Origin of the sequence: Pseudomonas sp. CH235 (assembly GCF_004368175.1) — a bacterium.
GTDB classification, from domain to species: domain Bacteria; phylum Pseudomonadota; class Gammaproteobacteria; order Pseudomonadales; family Pseudomonadaceae; genus Aquipseudomonas; species Aquipseudomonas paraglycinae.
The window spans coordinates 192812-208629 of sequence record NZ_RRZJ01000004.1 but is presented as its reverse complement, the minus strand read 5'-3'; the positions used below and the strand labels follow the sequence as shown (position 1 = coordinate 208629).

Sequence of the window (15818 nt, the reverse complement as noted above, 5' to 3'; positions counted from 1 at the left end):
GCGTACACCAAACTCATCTGTAACAAGGAAATAACTATGGGCGTGCTCAGCGAGTTCAAGGCCTTCGCGGTCAAAGGCAATGTGGTCGACATGGCCGTCGGTATCATTATCGGTGCGGCCTTCGGCAAGATCGTTTCGTCATTCGTCGGCGACGTGATCATGCCGCCCATCGGCCTGCTGATTGGCGGGGTGGATTTCAGTGACCTGGCCATCACGCTGAAAGCTGCCGAGGGCACTGCCCCTGCGGTGGTGCTGGCCTACGGCAAATTCATCCAGAGCGTTCTTGACTTCGTGATCGTCGCCTTCGCGATTTTCATGGGCGTCAAAGCCATCAACCGCCTCAAGCGCGAAGAAGCCGTGGCGCCTACCTTGCCGCCGGTACCGACCAAGGAAGAAGAACTGCTGGGCGAGATCCGCGATCTGCTCAAGGCCCAGAACAACCGGCCTTGAAGATTGAAACGGCGCCTGAGGGCGCCGTTTTCTTACCAGTAGTTTTCCACCGCCACCTGTCCCGGGCGCCGGGTCAGACTCAAGGCCATGCCGCGTTGCTTGAGCAAGGCCCGGGTGTCGTCGATCATCTGCGGATTACCGCAGAGCATGACCCGCGAATGCTCCGGGGTCAGCTCGACGCCTGCCATCCTCTCCAGCTCGCCATTCTCGATCAGCGTCGTGATGCGTCCGTTGAGGGCGCCGGCATAAGGCTCGCGGGTGACCACCGGAATGAACTGGAATTTATGCGCATATTCAGCCAGGTAGTCACGCTGAGTCAGCTCGGCAATCAGCGGTTGATAAGCCAGTTCCCGAGCCTCCCGCACGCTGTAGACCAGGATGATTCGCTCAAACTTTTCCCAGACCTCGAAGTCCTGCAGGATCGAAAGAAACGGTGCCACCCCCGTACCTGTGGATAGCAGCCAGAGATCCCGACCATCGACAAAACGGTCCAGCGTCAGATAACCAAAGGCCTGACGCTCGATCAGCAGGGTATCCCCTGCTTTCAGCCGGCTCAGTTCGCTGGTGAACTCACCGCCCGGCACTACGATGGAAAAAAATTCGAGAAACTCATCGAACGGCGAAGACACCATCGAGTAGGCGCGCCACACCGTACTGCCGTCCGGGCGCGTCACGCCAATCCGCGCGAATTGCCCGGCGCGGAAGCGGAAACCGGCATCCCGCGTGGTACGCAGGGTGAACAGGTTCGGGGTCAGCGGTTGCACATCGAGTAATGTCTGGCGGCTGAATTTTTCGCTGCTGGCGGCCATCGGTTCACTCCATCAACAATAATTCGATTGTTACGCATAATTGCACAATGAAACACCGATAGTTTGTGATGGAATCTCAAAGTGCCACTAGTTTTAAAACTCTAAAATAGTCAACCTGAAGTCAGAATTATTTAAATGATCTCCCACATATAAAGACTTGTTCAGAGATATTCCAAATAGGAGCACTTACCAAGAACAAAAAAATCCAAACACTTTTGTAGGAAGCGTCCTACACTCGACTCCGTGCCACCACATTGGATCCAATACGGCGCCCCCCGCGGATTATTATTTTGGAGAACACTCAAATGGAAAGGTGGAAGGAGTACCAGATAGAACAGATCACGCGCGCGAAGGAAATCGAGAATGCATTTCCGATTCTGAGCACGTTTGCCAGGAACCTCGGCTTTCAGTTTTGCGGCATTAAAGTTTCCCGGCCTGGCTTCCCGTCATTCAACGCGTTCCATATCAATAACTTCACAACGGCGTGGAACGACGAATACGAAAAAACTTACGCAAAGGACGACCCGATAACAGCCTATTGCGATCGCTCCATGCTGCCGTTTCTCTGGAGCAGGAAAGCCTTCTCGAAGGCTCCGCTGATGTGGAGTGCGCTTCAAAATCACGGGATGGAACATGGTTGGTCGCAGTCATATCACGATGAGAAAAATGACTTGTGCTGCACAATCAGCCTGGCCCGAACCCACTGCGAAATTTTTGCCCTGGAGCTGTACAACGAGTACGGCGTATTGCAATACGTCTTGCAGCATTTGTGTGAGTTGTTCCTCATTGCCTGCCCGGCAACGCTGGCCAAGCCTCCGCCTGTGCGATTGTCCACTCGAGAGCTTGAAATCGTAAGGCTGTGCGCCCTTGGCAAAACATCCTGGGAAATCGGCCGGATCCTGAGTATCGCTGAAAGCACCGTGAACTATCACACCAAGAACCTGATCACCAAATTCAACGCCTGCAACAAGATGTCAGCCGTCATCGCCGCCGCCAAGGCCGGATATCTCTAGGCCGCCCTCTTCCACTGCACTGAAATCAGACGAGTATTACCAACAAAAAAAACGTACCATTTGCAGCCTTCCTGAGTGATGTCGTGAGCATTCACGCCGCTGTCCACTCGGTCGGTTCCGCCGCACGACACCCTGGGCCGCGGGACATCCGTCGATTACCCAGAGTCCCCGCCCCATGCCTTTGCTCGATACGCCCTTCGCCCAGCTTGATCTGATCCGCCAGCCCGAACAGCAGAACGAACCGCTGCAAGCCTTCGATGCGGCCGACGAATACCTGCTCAATCATCTGGCCGAACAGAATCTGCCGGCGAATACCCGAGTATTGGTGCTCAACGACAGTTTCGGCGCATTGGCCATCAGCCTCTCGGGCAAGGTGCAGGTCAGCACCAGCGGTGATTCGTTCCTGGCGTTTCAGGGGCTGGAAAAGAACCTGCTGCGTAACGGTCAGGCATTCGATGCGCTGCGCGGTATTCCCGCCAGCGAGCCCTTGGTCGGGCCGTTCGACCGGGTGCTGATCCGCATCCCGAAAACCCTGGCACTCCTGGAAGAGCAACTGATTCGCTTGCAGGGTCAATTGGCACCCGGCGCTCAGGTGGTAGCAGCGGCGATGGTCAAGCATTTGCCTCGTGCCGCAGGTGACCTGCTGGAACGCTACATCGGCCCGGTTCAGGCTTCGCTGGCTGTGAAAAAGGCCCGATTGCTGATCGCCACGCCCGAGGCCAAGGCACCCGCCGTTTCGCCCTACCCGACCCGCTATCGTCTTGACGAGCCGGCCATCGAACTGCTCAACCACGCGAACGTGTTCTGCCGTGAAGGGCTGGACATCGGCACCCGCGCCTTCCTTCCGCACCTGCCGAAAAACCTCGGTTCGGCACGAGTCGCAGACCTCGGCTGCGGTAACGGCGTTCTGGCCATCGCCAGCGCCCTGCAAAATCCTGAAGCGCATTACACGCTGGTGGACGAATCGTTCATGGCCGTGCAATCGGCGGCCGAAAACTGGCGCGCGGCGCTGGGCGAACGTGAAGTGATCGTACGCGCCGGCGACGGTCTGGCCGGCCAGGAAGCGCAATCGCTGGACGTAGTCTTGTGCAACCCGCCATTCCACCAGCAACAGGTGGTCGGCGATTTCCTTGCCTGGCGCATGTTCCAGCAGGCCCGCGAAGCGCTGGTGGTAGGTGGCGCGCTGTACATCGTCGGCAACCGTCACCTGGGCTATCACAGCAAACTGGCGCGACTGTTCCGCGGTGTCGAGCAAGTCGCGGCTACGCCGAAGTTCGTGATCCTCAAGGCGCGCAAATAATCCGGGCAAAAAAAAACCCTCCGGTCGGAGGGTCAAAAATCCGTGCCGCAAGGCAGCGGGATGGGAAGTCTCAGTGCGTGGTCAGACCTGCGGCGTTCATGAACATACGCATCAGGCTGGCGACGATGAACAAAGCACCGACGCTGCCGACCCAGATCATGGCCAACCAGCCGAGCCGCTGCCACAGCGGCTTTTTTTCGGCTTCTTCAATGTCGTGCAGGGAATGTTTGCCGGTCATGCTTGCATCCTCCGGTTGAGGGAGATGGCGCCGCGGTCGACGCCATCGTGATCACCATTAGTGATAACCGTCTTCGTGGGTCACCTTGCCGCGGAACACGTAGTAGCTCCAGAAGGTGTAACCCAGGATGAACGGGATGATGAACAGCGTGCCCACCAGCATGAAGCCCTGGCTTTGCGGCGGTGCGGCGGCGTCCCAGATCGAGATCGACGGCGGCACGATGTTCGGCCACAGGCTGATGCCCAGACCGCTGTAGCCGAGGAAGATCAGCACCAGGGTCAGCAGGAACGGCATGTAATTGGCATTACGTGCCACCGCGCGAATCAGACCGTACATCGTCACCAGCACCAGAATCGGCACCGGCATGAACCAGAACAGATTCGGCATGCTGAACCAGCGCGTCGCAATTTCCGGATGGGCCAGCGGCGTCCACAGACTGACGACACCGATCACCGCCAACAGCACGAAGGCCAGAGGACGCGCCAGGTCATGCATCTGTTCCTGAAGCTTGCCTTCGGTCTTCATGATCAGCCAGGTACAGCCGAGCAAGGCATACGCCACCACCAGCGCGGCGCCGCAGAACAGCGTGAACGGCGTCAGCCAGTCCAGTGAGCCGCCGGCGTATTGCCGGTTGACCACGGGCAAGCCGTCGATGAACGCACCAAGTGCCACACCCTGGAAGAACGTCGCGGCCACCGAACCACCGATGAACGCCTTGTCCCACAGGTGACGCTTGTCGTCCTTGGCCTTGAAGCGGAACTCGAACGCCACGCCGCGGAAAATCAGCCCGATCAGCATGAAGATCAACGGCAGGTACAGCGCCGACAACACCACCGAATAGGCCAGCGGGAACGCACCGAACAACGCAGCGCCGCCCAGTACCAGCCAGGTTTCATTGCCGTCCCATACCGGGGCGACGGTGTTCATCATCACGTCACGGTCGACTTTGCCTGGGATGAACGGGAAGAGAATCCCGATCCCCAGGTCGAAACCGTCCATGACCACGTACATCATGATCCCGAAGATGATGATCACGGCCCAGATCAGCGGAAGATCAATACCCATGACTCAAATCTCCTTGGTCAGGCTGCGGTCGTGTTCGGCGCCATCGTCGTCGGCAGCGGACAACGGACGGGCCGGCGTGCGTTTCTGGCCAGGACCACCGTCGTTGGTTTCCTTGCCTTCGTCGGTCTTCGGCCCTTTGCGCACCAGACGCATCATGTAGCCCAGACCCGCACCGAACAGCGCGAAATACACCACCACGAACATGATCAGCGTGATGCTCATCTGCATGAAACTGTGGTTGGACGATGCATCCGCCGTGCGCATCAGCCCGTAGACCACCCATGGCTGACGACCGATTTCAGTGGTGAACCAGCCCGCCAGGATCGCGATCAGACCGGACGGCCCCATCCACAGCGCCAGGTACAGGAACGGCCGCGAGGTGTAGAGCGTGTCGCGCTTGCGCAGCCACAGGCTCCAGAGGCCGGTGAAGATCATCAGGAAGCCGAGGCCGACCATGATCCGGAACGACCAGAACACGATGGTCGAATTCGGCCGGTCTTCCGGTGGGAATTCCTTGAGCGCCGGGACTTGCTTGTCCAGCGAGTGCGTCAGGATCAGGCTGCCGAGGTACGGGATCTCGACCGCATACTTGGTTTTCTCTTCCTTCATGTCCGGCCAGCCGAACAGGATCAGCGGCGTCGCTTCGTTGCCATGGTTTTCCCAGTGGCCTTCGATCGCGGCGATTTTCGCCGGCTGATGCTTGAGGGTGTTGAGGCCGTGGAAGTCACCGATGACTGCCTGAATCGGCGCAACGATCAGCGCCATCCACATCGCCATCGACAGCATGGTGCGAATCGCCGGATTGTCCTTGCCGCGCAGCAAGTGCCAGGCCGCCGACGAGCCGACGAAGAAAGCCGTCGCGACGAACGCCGCCGTCGCCATGTGCATCAGGCGATACGGGAACGACGGGTTGAAGATGATTGCCAGCCAGTCGGTTGGAATGACCTGACCGTTGACGATTTCAAAGCCCTGCGGCGTCTGCATCCAGCTGTTGGAGGCGAGAATCCAGAAGGTCGAAATCAGCGTGCCAATGGCCACCATTACCGTGGAGAAAAAGTGCAGCTTGCGCCCGACCTTGTTCCAGCCGAACAGCATCACGCCAAGGAAACCGGCTTCGAGGAAGAACGCCGTAAGCACTTCATACGTCAGCAACGGGCCGGTGACGGAACCGGCGAAGTCCGAGAAGCGACTCCAGTTGGTGCCGAACTGGTAGGCCATGACCAGTCCCGAGACCACGCCCATGCCGAAGTTGACGGCAAAGATCTTCGACCAGAAATGGTAGAGGTCACGGTAGGTGTCGTTGCCGGTTTTCAGCCACAGGCCTTCCAGCACCGCGAGATAGCTCGCAAGACCGATGGTGATCGCCGGGAACAGGATGTGGAACGAGATGGTGAACGCGAACTGAATTCGGGCGAGATCCAGGGCCTCTAAACCGAACATAAGCTTTCCTCTATCAGATAACGGTTCCAAGACTGGCGGCCTTGGACCACTGCCCCCACGGGTATGGAGTGCGGCGAACTCGGATTCGTTCTTCTTTTTACAGGCATCGCGACGCAGGGAGTCTGCCAACGGGTCACGGATCAGTTCCGCAATGGGTCTTGATCTGGATCAATCAACGTTAAAAGAGTAGTCCCATTTCCGACGGGGAACCGCGTGGTCTTTTGCCGCGTGACAAGTTGCCTCACAGTCATGGCAACGCCCTGAAATACATCCCTGGCCGGGATCGGTGTCCGGGCGGGGAAAAATCGATGTCTGGCTAACTAAATTTTCTGTCATAGCAACTTCCTGTTACAGACTGGTGATAATCTCGCGGTTCCCCTCGATCAAGACCGGCCCGCAAATGCCCAGCCAAGAGCCCTTGCTGTTACGTCACCACCGTCCCTTTCTTGCGTTCTGGTTGGCCCGGATCTTCACCGCCAGCGGTTTTCAGATGCTCACCGTGGCGATCGGCTGGAATCTCTATCAACTGACCGGCAACGTGCTCGACCTGGGTCTGGTCGGACTGGTGGAATTCGCGCCACGCGTATTGTTCATGCTGCACACCGGCCACGTTGCCGATCGCTACGACCGGCGCAAGGTCGCGGCGATCTGCCAGTCGTTGCAGGCCCTGATTGCCCTGGCACTGGCCATCGGCAGCGCCACCGACCATGTCACCCGGGAAATGGTCTTTATCCTGGCGTTCCTGCTCGGCGCCGCGCGCTCCTTCGAAATGCCGACCACCCAGGCACTGCTGCCGAGCATCGTGCCCAGCGCACTGTTCCCGCGTGCCGTCGCCGCCGCACAATCTGCACAGCAATCGGCCACCATCGTCGCCCCGGCGCTCGGAGGTCTGCTTTATGCCTTCGGCAGCGTGTGGGTCTACGGGCCGACGGTCATTCTGTATGTCATCGCCTGCACGCTGATGCTCAACCTGCCCGCGCGACAAACTCCGCTGAACAAAGGCAAGGCGACGCTGGATTCGTTGCTGGCGGGGATTCGTTTCATTCGCAGCCGCCCGGACATTCTCGGGGCGATTTCGCTGGATCTGTTCGCCGTGCTGCTCGGCGGCGCCACGGCGCTGTTGCCGGTGTTCGCCAAGGACATCCTGCTGACCGGGCCGTGGGGGCTGGGGCTGCTGCGCTCGGCGCCGGCTGTCGGGGCGTTGATGATGTCGCTGTTCCTGGCGCGGTTTGCCGTTGAGCGAAACGTCGGTCGGGTGATGTTCACTGCCGTCGGCGTGTTCGGCGTGGCCACAATCGCCTTCGGTCTGTCGACCTCGTTCTGGTTCTCGCTGGCGGTGCTGGTGGTGCTCGGCGCGGCGGACATGATCAGCATGGTGATCCGCGCCTCCTTCGTGCAACTGGAAACCCCGGACGAAATGCGCGGCCGGGTCAGCGCGGTGAACGGCCTGTTCATCGGCGCCTCGAACCAGTTGGGCGAATTCGAATCCGGCCTGACCGCGCACTGGTTCGGCACCGTGCCGGCGGTGGTGATGGGCGGCATCGGCACGCTGGTGGTGACCGGGACCTGGATCAAATTGTTCCCGACCCTGGCCAACCGCGACCGGATGCATGTGCCGGTGGAAGAGATGAAAGCCTAGCTACACCGGCTCCACCAGCGGGGCCATCCCCCAAGCACAAATAGCTCGAAAAGATGCGGTACATAGATACCGCATTGAGTGTAATGTATCGCCTTACACTCGCCGCATGATCAAATCCTTTCAGCACAAAGGCCTTCGCGGCTTCTATGAAACCGGTTCGACTCGCGGGATTCGTGCCGATCACGCTAAACGGCTGTCGCGCATGCTGCAGTTCATGGATCGCGCAGCGGCTCCCGGGGATCTGGACCTTCCCGGTTGGCGTCTGCATCCACTGAAAGGGGAGCTTTGCGAGTACTGGTCACTCAGTGTGTCCGGGAACTGGCGGGTTATCTTTCGATTTGCAGGTTCGGATATCGAACTGATCGACTATCTGGATTACCACTGACAGGAGGCAGGCTCATGCCCATGCACAACCCGCCACACCCCGGTGAAACACTGCTGATGGACGTATTGCCGGAACTTGGCATCAGCGTTACCGAATTGGCTCGGCATCTGGGATTCGCTCGTCCTCATCTATCTCGCGTTTTGCACGGACATGCGCCGATCAGCCCGGATCTGGCCGTGCGACTGGAACGCGCGGGGATTGGCAAGGCTCGCATGTGGCTAGGCGTTCAAACCGATTACGACCTTTGGCAAGCCGAGCACCGTGAGCAGCCAGCCATTCGACCAATCGCTGCTCACGCCTGACCTTCTCAGGCCAGCAACTCCCCCGCCACCTTTGCTCTGGCGGCCTTGCCCGCCAGTTGCTCGACCAGTGTCAGCGCAAACGCAAGCGCGGCGCCGGAGCCCTGGGCGGTGATGCAATTACCGTCGACCACCACCGGTTGATCAACAAATGTGCAACCGGAAAGGTTATGACTGCTGACGGGCAGGCAGGTCATCCGGCGTTGACGTAATACACCGAAGCTTTGCAGAGCGACGGCCGGGGCTTCGGCGATGGCGGCGAACAGTCGTCCGGCACTGGCCTGATCCTTTAGCAGTTGTTGAAGAGGCTGGTGCGCGGCAAGGTGTTGTGCGCCGACCGCACCGCCGGGCAAGACAATCAGGTCGAAGGTCTGGGCCAGCACATCAATGAGCATGCCGTCGGCGGTCAGTCGCGTGCCTCGGGCGCAGGTCAGCATGCGCCGGCCCTCGATGCTGGCCGCCACCACTTCGATGCCGGCGCGGCGCAGCACGTCGATCAGGGTCACGCATTGCAGATCATCGATGCCCTCGGCGAGGGTAATCAGGGCTCTAAAGGTCATGGGCGCCATCCGCTGGGTGATCTTTAAAGCGTAGTCAGCTTTGCCCTGCCCTGTTCGGCGACAGCCGTTACTTGATGTAAAGCTGGGTCGACATCGTGTTGCGCGGGGCGTTGATCGAGGTGTTGCTGAAGGTAAAGGTGCCTTCCTGACGAGTCGCCAGATCGAAGGTGTACAGCGAACCGACGGTTTTCGCGCCCGGCGTGCATTCGGTCAGGTTGCCGTTATCGAAGGCACAGACCGGACTCCGGGTGCCGTTCACTTCAAAGCCGTCCAGTGCAGCCTGAGGCTGGCTCTGGCCGTAGCCGATTTCCAGCACATAGACCTTGATGCCCGGCGCGCTGTGATCGCAACGGGTCTGCACCTGGCCATCGGTAATGTCTTCGAGCCCGCAGGACGACGACTGAACCTTGATGACTTTCACCTCGCTCAATGGCGGTGCCGACGCCGCGAGTACCATCGGTGTACCGGCCAGCCACAAGGCCATCAGTCCAGCGGTCTTCATCCAACCCTTGTTCATGCGATCCATCCCCGAAAAAACAGCGCGCAGTATGGCGTAGTTGGCCGTGGTGCAAAACTTCGCCGACGATCGACACCAACATCCGCCATCTTCCTCACGCTGCTGGTATGATGCGCGGCTTTTTCCGGCCCACCACAATTTTCCAGGCGCTTGCGACGGTCTGTGCTTTGCTGTTGAGGTCGATACATTCACGGCGCCACGCGCGCCACGGGGAGCAGACATGCTGGAAAGGCTGTTTCAACTCAAGGCACACAACACCAACGTGCGGACCGAGATTCTCGCGGGCGTCACGACCTTCCTGGCCATGGCCTACATTCTGTTCGTCAACCCGAGCATCCTCGGCGAGACCGGCATGGACAAAGGCGCGGTGTTCGTCGCCACGTGCCTGGCAGCCGCCATCGGCTCCACGGTCATGGGCCTGATCGCCAACTACCCGATCGCTCTCGCACCGGGCATGGGTCTGAACGCCTTCTTTACCTACACCGTCGTGCTGCACATGGGCCACACCTGGCAAGTGGCGCTGGGCGCGGTGTTCATTTCCGCCGTGTGCTTCTTCCTGCTGTCGATCTTCCGCATCCGTGAATGGATCATCAACAGCATCCCGCTGCCGCTGCGCTCGGCAATTGCCGCCGGTATCGGCCTGTTCCTGGCGCTGATCGCCCTGCACAACGCCGGCATCGTGGTCAGTAACCCGGCGACCATGGTTGGCCTCGGCGACCTGAAACAACCGGCCCCGATCCTCGCCACTCTCGGTTTCGCCCTGATCGTTGCCCTTGAAGCCCTGAAAGTGCGCGGCGCAGTGCTGATCGGCATTCTCGCGGTGACCATCGTTTCCATCGTGATGGGCTTCACCCCGTTCGGCGGCGTGACCTCGATGCCACCTTCGCTGGCCCCGACCTTCCTGCAACTGGACATCAAGGGCGCGCTGGACATCGGCCTGGTCAGCGTGATCTTCGCCTTCCTGTTCGTTGACCTGTTCGACAACTCCGGCACCCTGATCGGCGTCGCCAAGCGCGCCGGCCTGATGGGCAAGGACGGCCACATGCCGAAAATGGGCCGTGCACTGATCGCCGACAGTACGGCGGCGATGGCCGGTTCGCTGCTGGGCACCTCGACCACCACCAGCTACATCGAATCCGCTGCGGGCGTGAGTGCCGGCGGCCGCACCGGCCTGACCGCCATCGTCGTCGCAATCCTGTTCCTGCTGGCGCTGTTCTTCTCGCCACTGGCCTCCAGCGTACCGGCGTTCGCCACCGCACCAGCGCTGCTGTTCGTCGCCGTGCTGATGACTTCCGGTCTGGCGGAAATAGACTGGGACGACATCACCGTCGCCGCGCCGGTCGTGGTCACCGCCCTGGCGATGCCTTTCACCTATTCCATCGCCAACGGCATCGCCTTCGGCTTCATCGCCTGGACTGCGATCAAACTGCTGTCCGGCCGCGCCCGTGAGCTGAACCCGGCGCTGGTGATCCTGTCGATTCTGTTCGTGATCAAGCTGGGTTGGTTCAACGCATGACTTTTGATTCCCAGGCCTACGCCGCACAACTCGAAGACAAGGTCACGCGCTTGCGTGATCTGCTGGCCCCGTTCGATGCACCGGAGCCAACAGTGTTCGACTCGCCGCTGCAGAACTTCCGTCTGCGCGCCGAATTCCGCCTGTGGCGCGAGGGCGGTGAGCGGCACTACGCGATGTTTTCTCAGGACGACAAGCGTACGCCGATCCTGATCGAGGAATTCCCGATCGCCAGCCTGCGCATCAACCAGTTGATGCCGCAATTGAAGGCTGCCTGGCAGGCCAGCGCGGCGCTGAGCCACAAGCTGTTTCAGGTGGAGTTTCTGACCACCTTGGCCGGCGACGCGATGATCACCCTGTGCTATCACCGTCCGCTGGACGAGCACTGGCATGCGGCGGCGACCAAACTGGCGGCGGATCTGGGCGTCAGCATCATCGGTCGCTCCAAGGGCAAGCGCGAAGTGCTCGGCCTCGATTACGTGGTCGAGAAACTCGAAGTTGGCGGTCGCACATTCAGCTATCGCCAACCGGAAGGCGCGTTCACCCAACCCAACGGCACCGTGAACCAGAAGATGCTCAACTGGGCATACGAAGCGCTGGGCGATCGCAGCGACGATCTGCTGGAGCTGTACTGCGGCAACGGTAACTTCACCCTGCCGCTGGCAACCCGCGTGCGCAAAGTGCTGGCCACCGAAATCAGCAAGACCTCGGTCAACGCCGCGTTGAGCAACCTCGCCGAAAACGCTGTGGATAACGTCACGCTGGTGCGCCTGTCCGCCGAAGAGCTGACCGAAGCCCTGAACGAAGTTCGCCCGTTCCGTCGCCTGCACGGCATCGACCTGAAAAGCTACGAGTTCGGCAGCGTGTTCGTCGACCCGCCACGGGCCGGCATGGACCCGGACACCTGCGAACTGACCCGTCGCTTCGACAACATCCTGTACATCTCCTGCAACCCGGAGACCCTGGCGGCCAACATCGCCCAGCTGCACGACACGCACCGCATCACGCGCTGTGCGCTGTTCGACCAGTTCCCGTGGACTCACCACATGGAATCCGGCGTGCTGCTGACCCGACGTTGATCGCAAGTGCCAGAAACAAGAAAGCCGTCCTCACCGACGGCTTTTTTGTGCCTGTTCATGGCACGGGATCGATCTTGCGCGGGCGCCCGCCCTTCCTGCCGTTGGCCCGGGCAGCTTCGGCTTTCGCGGTGCTGCTCTGGCGGCCATTGCGCGAAGCGATCACCGAGGCGGCCATGGCCATCAATGGTTGACTGGCCGAGATCATGCCGGCGATGGAAACCTGCAGATCCTTGCCATCATGGCACAGCGCGGTGCCGGCAAAGCCGACGTTCAATCCGCTGAAGTCTTCCGGTTCGAAATCATCGAATTCCCGGTAGAGATTCACTGGCAGCAACACGCCGCTGTTGTCCTCGAAGTGAATCACCAGGCATGGTTTCTGAAAGGCCACCGACACGGCTTGCAGGCTGCTGCGTCGGCGCACGCCGCCACGGTCGACGGCTTCGTCCAGACGTTTTTCCGTGACGGGCCGATCCGCGTGCAAGGCGGCTTTGACTGTTTTCATAGTTCTATTTCCACTCCTTCGTGAGCGCCGACCAGGGCCAACAGGGTTTTGTTGACCTCTGGCTCGTAATACGCAGATCCGATCCTGAAACTCGTGCTGGTGACCTCCCGCAGCACCGCCACCTGATTCGACTGTCCGTCCCACCACTGATTGTCGAGACAAGCGGTGCGCAATCGAGTCCACCAGATCCAGCGGGCCCGCCGCAGATGATCGGTTTCGCGCAGCGACTGGCGCAGCCCTTCAAGCAGACTGACCGGCGGTCGATGCGACAACGGCACCACATCCCACAGTTCGACGCCGTTGTGCCAGAAACTGAATTTGAAGCGGGCGCTCCAGGCGCCTGCATCTACATGTGCGTGGGGCGGACAATGTTCGTCACGCAACATGATCACCACTGACAGTCCTTTGTAACTGCATACCTTCATGCTAACCCATCCGTTAGGTTTAAACGTTTCAACACTTGCCATTCCCTGGCAAATCCGACCATCGGCGCCAACGCCTGCTGTGGCCGTTACCTTTCGAGCCTAGTGCGGGAGCCGAAAAAGCCCCGCGCAAAATGGTAAGCAGTTCTTTCGCAGTGGCCGCGCATTTGCTACATACGAAGACTCATTCCCCGGCGTAATCAATCATGCAGCGACACTTCGACGATCTTCAGCTGGGCAGCATCGAGTTGTTTTGCCTGGCCGCCGAGTGCGGCAGTTTCACCGGCGCGGCGCAGGCGGCTTCGGTGACGCCGGCAGCGGTGAGCCGCTCGGTATCACGCATGGAAGAACGCCTGGGCGTGCGGCTGTTTGCACGCACCACCCGCAGCGTGAAACTGACCGACAGCGGCCGGCGCTACTACGAAGAATGCCGTCAGGCGCTGGCGCAACTGGTCGAGGCGCAGCGGGAAGTCATGGGCCAGCAGCAGGAACCGTCCGGCACCTTGCGTATCAGTATTCCTACGACCTACGCCCATCATCGGATCCTGCCGCTGCTGCCGGCCTTTCGTGCGCGCTTCCCGCAGGTGAAAGTTGACATGCACATCAGCAACCGCAACATCGACTTCGTCGGCGAGGGCTACGACATGGCGATCCGCGTGCGGGCGATTCCCGATTCCGGCCTGATCGCCCGCCATCTGGAAGATGCGGCGTTGGTGATGGTCGCCAGCCCCGACTACCTCAAACGCGCCGGCACGCCGCAGACCCTCGAAGACCTCGAACAGCACGAGTGCATTCAGTACGAATTACCCAGCAGTGGGCGGCGGATCACCTGGCTGTTTTACGACGAAGACGCGCCACGGGAAATCCTCGCCGAGGGCAATTTCTGCTGCTCGGACGATGTGCTCGGTGGCGTGACCCTGGCCAGGCACGGTGCCGGGTTGTTCCAGACTTATCGCTTCATCGTCGAAAAAGAACTGGCCGACGGCTCGCTGATAGAAGTGCTCAAACCCTACAGCGGACGCTCCCGGCCGTTCACGCTGCTGTACCCGCAGAATCGCCACATGCCGCTGCGGGTCAGGGCTTTCATCGATTTTCTGGTCGAGCAGTTGCCGCACTGAATTGCACCAGTGTGCGATCACCGCACACAAAACCGGGCTGTCGATGCAGAGCAATTGATTAAAGTAACCATCTAGTACAATTTAACTCCACAGGTCGAAACCCTCGGCCCAAGCCAAAAACAATAAGTGGAGTTTGCCCCCATGCCCCCTATCGTTCTGGTGCTCAACGGCCCGAACCTGAACCTGCTCGGCACCCGTGAACCGGCGACCTACGGTCACGAAACCCTGGCCGACATTTCTGCCCTGTGCGGGCGCGCCGCCGAAGAGTTCGGCCTGGCCGTGGAGTTTCGCCAGACCAACCACGAAGGCGAACTGCTCGACTGGATTCACGGCGCCCGCCAGCGCTGCGCCGGCATCGTCATCAACCCGGCCGCCTGGACTCACACCTCGGTCGCGATCCGCGACGCTCTGGTCGCCAGCGAATTGCCGGTGATCGAAGTGCACCTGTCCAACGTCCATGCCCGCGAGCCGTTCCGTCATCACTCGTTCGTCTCGGCCATCGCCACGGCCGTGATGTGCGGCTTCGGCAGCCACGGTTATCGCCTGGCCCTGGAACATTTCAGCCAGCGGCTGAAGGGGCGATCCGCATGAACCGCAACAACGTGATACTCGCCGGGCTGATCGGCGCCGGCATCCAGGCCTCCCGCACCCCGGCGCTGCACGAGCACGAAGGCGACGAACAGGGTCTGCGTTACCTTTACCGGCTGATCGATCTCGATCAACTGCAACTGGACAGGAACGCCCTGCCCGACCTGCTGCTGGCCGCCGAACGGATGAATTACACCGGGCTGAACATCACCTTCCCGTGCAAGCAGGCAATCATCCCGCTGCTCGATGAATTGTCTCCGGAAGCCCGAGGCATCGGAGCCGTGAACACAGTGGTGCTGAAGGACGGCAAACGCGTCGGCCACAACACCGATTGCCTGGGTTTTGCCGAAGGTTTTCGTCGCGGCCTGCCAGACGTCGCCCGCGAACGTGTGGTCCAGATGGGCGCTGGCGGCGCCGGTGCGGCAGTCGCCCACGCCTTGTTGAGCGAAGGCGTACAGCAACTGAGCATTTTTGATGTGGACGTGGAGCGCGCCGAAAGCCTGGCCAACAACCTCAACCAGCATTTCGGCGCTGGCCGGGCGGTTGCCGGGCATGATCTGGCGAGCACACTGAGTCAGGCGAATGGCCTGGTAAACACCACGCCGATGGGCATGGCCAAATTACCGGGCATGCCCGTGCCGGCGGCGTTGCTGCGACCCGAGTTGTGGGTGGCGGAGATCGTGTATTTCCCACTGGAAACCGAACTGCTGCGCAACGCTCGCGCCTTGGGCTGCCGAACCCTGGACGGCGGCAACATGGCGGTGTTTCAGGCGGTGAAAGCGTTTGAACTGTTCAGCGGCAGAGTGCCGGATGCGCAGCGAATGCTCGCGCATTTTCAAAGCATGAATGGATAAAACCGTGAGGGGGCGACGCCCCCTCGA

The 15818-nt window shown here is 60.3% G+C and carries 19 protein-coding genes; 11 read left to right on the top strand and 8 right to left on the bottom strand.

Features of this window, described 5'->3' with window-relative positions:
• Window positions 1–36: 36 nt before the first annotated feature.
• Window positions 37–450, top strand: coding sequence for a large-conductance mechanosensitive channel protein MscL (gene mscL / locus EIY71_RS06560; RefSeq protein WP_085608712.1), 414 nt, complete (start codon window positions 37–39; stop codon window positions 448–450).
• Between the two features lie 32 nt (window positions 451–482).
• Here the strand turns inward: mscL and EIY71_RS06555 are convergent, their stop codons facing one another.
• On the bottom strand, window positions 483–1259 hold the full coding sequence (locus EIY71_RS06555; protein ID WP_134021025.1) for a ferredoxin--NADP reductase: 777 nt from the start codon (window positions 1257–1259) through the stop codon (window positions 483–485).
• 305 nt (window positions 1260–1564) lie between these two features.
• Between EIY71_RS06555 and EIY71_RS06550 the strand changes: the two genes are divergently transcribed.
• Complete coding sequence (locus EIY71_RS06550; RefSeq protein WP_085747698.1) at window positions 1565–2272, top strand: autoinducer binding domain-containing protein; 708 nt, start codon at window positions 1565–1567, stop codon at window positions 2270–2272.
• A 175-nt stretch (window positions 2273–2447) separates the two neighbouring features.
• Complete coding sequence (locus EIY71_RS06545) at window positions 2448–3572, top strand: class I SAM-dependent methyltransferase (protein ID WP_134021022.1); 1125 nt, start codon at window positions 2448–2450, stop codon at window positions 3570–3572.
• A gap of 70 nt (window positions 3573–3642) precedes the next feature.
• Here EIY71_RS06545 and EIY71_RS06540 read toward each other — a convergent pair whose 3' ends face one another.
• Genes EIY71_RS06540 through EIY71_RS06530 form a run of 3 tightly spaced genes read right to left on the bottom strand, consistent with a single transcriptional unit; the run spans window position 3643 to window position 6315 of the window.
• Window positions 3643–3810, bottom strand: a complete 168-nt coding sequence (locus EIY71_RS06540) for a DUF2474 domain-containing protein (protein WP_007950992.1) — start codon at window positions 3808–3810, stop codon at window positions 3643–3645.
• 57 nt (window positions 3811–3867) lie between these two features.
• Entirely contained in the window at window positions 3868–4875 is a 1008-nt protein-coding gene (gene cydB, locus EIY71_RS06535) for a cytochrome d ubiquinol oxidase subunit II (RefSeq protein ID WP_085747696.1), read from the bottom strand.
• Window positions 4876–4878: 3 nt separating this feature from the next.
• On the bottom strand, window positions 4879–6315 hold the full coding sequence (locus EIY71_RS06530) for a cytochrome ubiquinol oxidase subunit I (RefSeq protein WP_102686333.1): 1437 nt from the start codon (window positions 6313–6315) through the stop codon (window positions 4879–4881).
• Between the two features lie 400 nt (window positions 6316–6715).
• Between EIY71_RS06530 and EIY71_RS06525 the strand changes: the two genes are divergently transcribed.
• From EIY71_RS06525 to EIY71_RS06515, 3 genes are all read left to right on the top strand, one after another.
• Complete coding sequence (locus EIY71_RS06525; RefSeq protein ID WP_134021019.1) at window positions 6716–7954, top strand: MFS transporter; 1239 nt, start codon at window positions 6716–6718, stop codon at window positions 7952–7954.
• Between the two features lie 106 nt (window positions 7955–8060).
• A complete protein-coding gene (locus EIY71_RS06520) occupies window positions 8061–8339 on the top strand; it encodes a type II toxin-antitoxin system RelE/ParE family toxin (protein ID WP_085747693.1) in 279 nt (92 codons plus the stop codon).
• Between the two features lie 14 nt (window positions 8340–8353).
• Window positions 8354–8641, top strand: coding sequence for a HigA family addiction module antitoxin (locus EIY71_RS06515; RefSeq protein ID WP_085747692.1), 288 nt, complete (start codon window positions 8354–8356; stop codon window positions 8639–8641).
• A 5-nt stretch (window positions 8642–8646) separates the two neighbouring features.
• Here EIY71_RS06515 and EIY71_RS06510 read toward each other — a convergent pair whose 3' ends face one another.
• Complete coding sequence (locus EIY71_RS06510) at window positions 8647–9198, bottom strand: DJ-1 family glyoxalase III (RefSeq protein WP_085747765.1); 552 nt, start codon at window positions 9196–9198, stop codon at window positions 8647–8649.
• Between the two features lie 67 nt (window positions 9199–9265).
• Window positions 9266–9715: a DUF4879 domain-containing protein gene (locus tag EIY71_RS06505; protein ID WP_085747691.1), complete on the bottom strand. Its 450-nt coding sequence runs from the start codon at window positions 9713–9715 to the stop codon at window positions 9266–9268.
• Window positions 9716–9935: 220 nt separating this feature from the next.
• Between EIY71_RS06505 and EIY71_RS06500 the strand changes: the two genes are divergently transcribed.
• Together EIY71_RS06500 and trmA are read left to right on the top strand one after the other, a co-directional pair.
• A complete protein-coding gene (locus EIY71_RS06500; RefSeq protein WP_134021015.1) occupies window positions 9936–11231 on the top strand; it encodes an NCS2 family permease in 1296 nt (431 codons plus the stop codon).
• The gene (gene trmA, locus EIY71_RS06495; protein ID WP_127800028.1) at window positions 11228–12307 is read left to right on the top strand and encodes a tRNA (uridine(54)-C5)-methyltransferase TrmA; all 1080 of its coding nucleotides are present in this window, start codon (window positions 11228–11230) and stop codon (window positions 12305–12307) included. Before EIY71_RS06500 ends, trmA begins: the two co-directional genes overlap by 4 nt.
• Window positions 12308–12362: 55 nt before the next feature.
• Here trmA and EIY71_RS06490 read toward each other — a convergent pair whose 3' ends face one another.
• Together EIY71_RS06490 and EIY71_RS06485 are read right to left on the bottom strand one after the other, a co-directional pair.
• Entirely contained in the window at window positions 12363–12809 is a 447-nt protein-coding gene (locus EIY71_RS06490) for a hypothetical protein (RefSeq protein ID WP_085747689.1), read from the bottom strand.
• Window positions 12806–13234 carry a DUF4160 domain-containing protein gene (locus EIY71_RS06485; protein WP_085747688.1) on the bottom strand — a complete coding sequence of 143 codons (429 nt, stop codon included), beginning with the start codon at window positions 13232–13234 and terminating at the stop codon, window positions 12806–12808. The genes EIY71_RS06490 and EIY71_RS06485 overlap by 4 nt, the downstream gene beginning before the upstream one ends.
• 203 nt (window positions 13235–13437) lie before the next feature.
• Between EIY71_RS06485 and EIY71_RS06480 the strand changes: the two genes are divergently transcribed.
• The 3 genes from EIY71_RS06480 (at window position 13438) to EIY71_RS06470 (ending at window position 15791) form a co-directional block, all read left to right on the top strand.
• Window positions 13438–14349 carry a LysR family transcriptional regulator gene (locus EIY71_RS06480; RefSeq protein WP_129972800.1) on the top strand — a complete coding sequence of 304 codons (912 nt, stop codon included), beginning with the start codon at window positions 13438–13440 and terminating at the stop codon, window positions 14347–14349.
• A 141-nt stretch (window positions 14350–14490) separates the two neighbouring features.
• Window positions 14491–14940 carry a type II 3-dehydroquinate dehydratase gene (aroQ, locus tag EIY71_RS06475; protein ID WP_064382130.1) on the top strand — a complete coding sequence of 150 codons (450 nt, stop codon included), beginning with the start codon at window positions 14491–14493 and terminating at the stop codon, window positions 14938–14940.
• Window positions 14937–15791, top strand: a complete 855-nt coding sequence (locus EIY71_RS06470) for a shikimate dehydrogenase (protein WP_134021012.1) — start codon at window positions 14937–14939, stop codon at window positions 15789–15791. Before aroQ ends, EIY71_RS06470 begins: the two co-directional genes overlap by 4 nt.
• The last annotated feature ends 27 nt before the right edge of the window (window positions 15792–15818 follow it).

What these genes read in the sequence shown, in the direction of transcription:
- mscL (WP_085608712.1), top strand. Translation starts at nt 37, where the DNA reads ATGGGCGTGCTCAGCGAGTTCAAGGCCTTCGCGGTCAAAGGCAATGTG.
- EIY71_RS06555 (WP_134021025.1), bottom strand. Translation starts at nt 1,259, where the DNA reads ATGGCCGCCAGCAGCGAAAAATTCAGCCGCCAGACATTACTCGATGTG.
- EIY71_RS06550 (WP_085747698.1), top strand. Translation starts at nt 1,565, where the DNA reads ATGGAAAGGTGGAAGGAGTACCAGATAGAACAGATCACGCGCGCGAAG.
- EIY71_RS06545 (WP_134021022.1), top strand. Translation starts at nt 2,448, where the DNA reads ATGCCTTTGCTCGATACGCCCTTCGCCCAGCTTGATCTGATCCGCCAG.
- EIY71_RS06540 (WP_007950992.1), bottom strand. Translation starts at nt 3,810, where the DNA reads ATGACCGGCAAACATTCCCTGCACGACATTGAAGAAGCCGAAAAAAAG.
- cydB (WP_085747696.1), bottom strand. Translation starts at nt 4,875, where the DNA reads ATGGGTATTGATCTTCCGCTGATCTGGGCCGTGATCATCATCTTCGGG.
- EIY71_RS06530 (WP_102686333.1), bottom strand. Translation starts at nt 6,315, where the DNA reads ATGTTCGGTTTAGAGGCCCTGGATCTCGCCCGAATTCAGTTCGCGTTC.
- EIY71_RS06525 (WP_134021019.1), top strand. Translation starts at nt 6,716, where the DNA reads ATGCCCAGCCAAGAGCCCTTGCTGTTACGTCACCACCGTCCCTTTCTT.
- EIY71_RS06520 (WP_085747693.1), top strand. Translation starts at nt 8,061, where the DNA reads ATGATCAAATCCTTTCAGCACAAAGGCCTTCGCGGCTTCTATGAAACC.
- EIY71_RS06515 (WP_085747692.1), top strand. Translation starts at nt 8,354, where the DNA reads ATGCCCATGCACAACCCGCCACACCCCGGTGAAACACTGCTGATGGAC.
- EIY71_RS06510 (WP_085747765.1), bottom strand. Translation starts at nt 9,198, where the DNA reads ATGACCTTTAGAGCCCTGATTACCCTCGCCGAGGGCATCGATGATCTG.
- EIY71_RS06505 (WP_085747691.1), bottom strand. Translation starts at nt 9,715, where the DNA reads ATGAACAAGGGTTGGATGAAGACCGCTGGACTGATGGCCTTGTGGCTG.
- EIY71_RS06500 (WP_134021015.1), top strand. Translation starts at nt 9,936, where the DNA reads ATGCTGGAAAGGCTGTTTCAACTCAAGGCACACAACACCAACGTGCGG.
- trmA (WP_127800028.1), top strand. Translation starts at nt 11,228, where the DNA reads ATGACTTTTGATTCCCAGGCCTACGCCGCACAACTCGAAGACAAGGTC.
- EIY71_RS06490 (WP_085747689.1), bottom strand. Translation starts at nt 12,809, where the DNA reads ATGAAAACAGTCAAAGCCGCCTTGCACGCGGATCGGCCCGTCACGGAA.
- EIY71_RS06485 (WP_085747688.1), bottom strand. Translation starts at nt 13,234, where the DNA reads ATGAAGGTATGCAGTTACAAAGGACTGTCAGTGGTGATCATGTTGCGT.
- EIY71_RS06480 (WP_129972800.1), top strand. Translation starts at nt 13,438, where the DNA reads ATGCAGCGACACTTCGACGATCTTCAGCTGGGCAGCATCGAGTTGTTT.
- aroQ (WP_064382130.1), top strand. Translation starts at nt 14,491, where the DNA reads ATGCCCCCTATCGTTCTGGTGCTCAACGGCCCGAACCTGAACCTGCTC.
- EIY71_RS06470 (WP_134021012.1), top strand. Translation starts at nt 14,937, where the DNA reads ATGAACCGCAACAACGTGATACTCGCCGGGCTGATCGGCGCCGGCATC.